This is a genomic window from Dietzia sp. CW19, from assembly GCF_014145265.1.
GTDB classification, from domain to species: Bacteria; Actinomycetota; Actinomycetes; order Mycobacteriales; family Mycobacteriaceae; genus Dietzia; species Dietzia natronolimnaea.
In genome coordinates, this window is record NZ_JAALEE010000245.1 from 1 (window position 1) to 1,541 (window position 1,541).

The window sequence follows — 1,541 nt, forward strand, 5'->3', positions numbered from 1 at the left end:
GTGGTCGTGCGCTCGAGCGTCGTGCCCGCGCCCCGGGACCAGGTGTGGGCGCGGGTCGTCACGGCCGAGGGCGTCGCGGACGAGTTCGGCCCGTTGCTGACGATGCGGTTCCCCAGGTCGCTGCGGGGGGCGTCGATCGCGGACCTCCCGCTCGGTCGCCCGGCGGGGCGGGCGTGGATCCTGCTGGCGGGGATCGTCCCGGTCGAGTTCGACGACCTGGTGATCACCGGGATGGAGGCGCCGCGCTACTTCCAGGAGCGCTCGAGCCTGGGGTCGTGCCGCGTGTGGGAGCACCGCCGGGAGCTCGACGACCTGCCCGACGGCTCGACCCGGGTGACCGACACCCTGCGGGCCGAACCCCGGACGGTGCTGCCGGGACCGGTGGTGCGGATGGTGGTCGGTGCGCTGTTCCGGCATCGTCACCGGCGGCTGATCCGGAAGTTCTCGGCCCAGATGTGACACGGGGAACTGCGTGAACGTCCCCGCGGGGCGCACAATGACGGTAGGTGCTCCCTGCGACGAGATACGGCGCGGGAGGCCGTCCCCGAGGGGGAATCACTATGCAGACCGCGACACTTCACGGACGAGAGCTGGCCTACCGCGAGGCGGGTGCCGGCGAGGGCAAGCCGACGATCCTGCTCATCCACGGCATGGCCGGCAGCTCGACCACCTGGCGCGAACTCATCCCGCGCCTGGACGCCCACTTCCACGTCATCGCCCCGGACCTGCCCGGTCACGGGGAGAGTTCACTCGACTTCGACGACTACTCGCTCGGCGCGATGGCCTCCGCCCTGCGCGACCTGTTGGTGGTCAAGGGCATCAAGCGATGCACGGTCATCGGACAATCGCTCGGCGGCGGCGTCGCCATGCAGTTCGTCTACCAATACCCCGAGTACTGCGAGCGGATCGTCCTGATCGGCAGCGGCGGCCTGGGCAAGGAGGTCAACTGGATCCTCCGGATGCTGGCCGTCCCCGGCGCCGAACTCCTGCTGGCGATCGGCGCGGCCCCGGTCTTCGTGAACGCCGGGAACTCGGTGGGGCGCTTCTTCTCCGGCCTGGGCATCCGGGCCGACGCGATCACCGAGTCCTGGATGTCGTACGACTCACTCAGTAGGCCCGGTCACCGCAGGACGTTCTTCAAGACGCTGCGCGCGGTCGTGGACAACAAGGGGCAGGCGGTGTCGGCGGCCAACCGGCTGCACCTGGCCGGGCAATTGCCGTTCCAGTTGATCTGGGGCGACCGCGACCCGATCATCCCCATGTCGCACGGGCACGCCACCCACGAGGCGATCCCCGGTAGTCGCCTGGCGATCGTCGAGCGGACCGGCCACTACCCGCACGTCGAGGACCCGGCGGCCGTCGAGCGGATCATCGTGGAGTTCATGACCGAGACGCAGCCGGGGCACATCGACCCCGAGACGCTGGGAGACCTCGTGGCGGCGGGGGCCCAGCCGCCGGAGCCCCAGCCGCCGGAGCACCACAGCTGACGGCCCGGGCGGGCAGAAAGGACTCGGCCCCGGCTCCCTCGAGGGGGGCCGGGG

The 1,541-nt window shown here is 71.0% G+C and carries 2 protein-coding genes; both read left to right on the forward strand.

What is annotated here, in order from left to right; genetic code table 11:
* The coding region (locus G6021_RS08055; protein ID WP_187700557.1) for a hypothetical protein at positions 1-459 on the forward strand (459 nt) is incomplete at its 5' end.
* A gap of 101 nt (positions 460-560) precedes the next feature.
* Positions 561-1,487 (forward strand): alpha/beta fold hydrolase, encoded by a 927-nt coding sequence (locus G6021_RS08060; protein ID WP_182641027.1) that lies wholly within the window; start codon positions 561-563, stop codon positions 1,485-1,487.
* The last annotated feature ends 54 nt before the right edge of the window (positions 1,488-1,541 follow it).

What these genes read in the sequence shown, in the direction of transcription:
- G6021_RS08060 (WP_182641027.1), top strand. Translation starts at nt 561, where the DNA reads ATGCAGACCGCGACACTTCACGGACGAGAGCTGGCCTACCGCGAGGCG.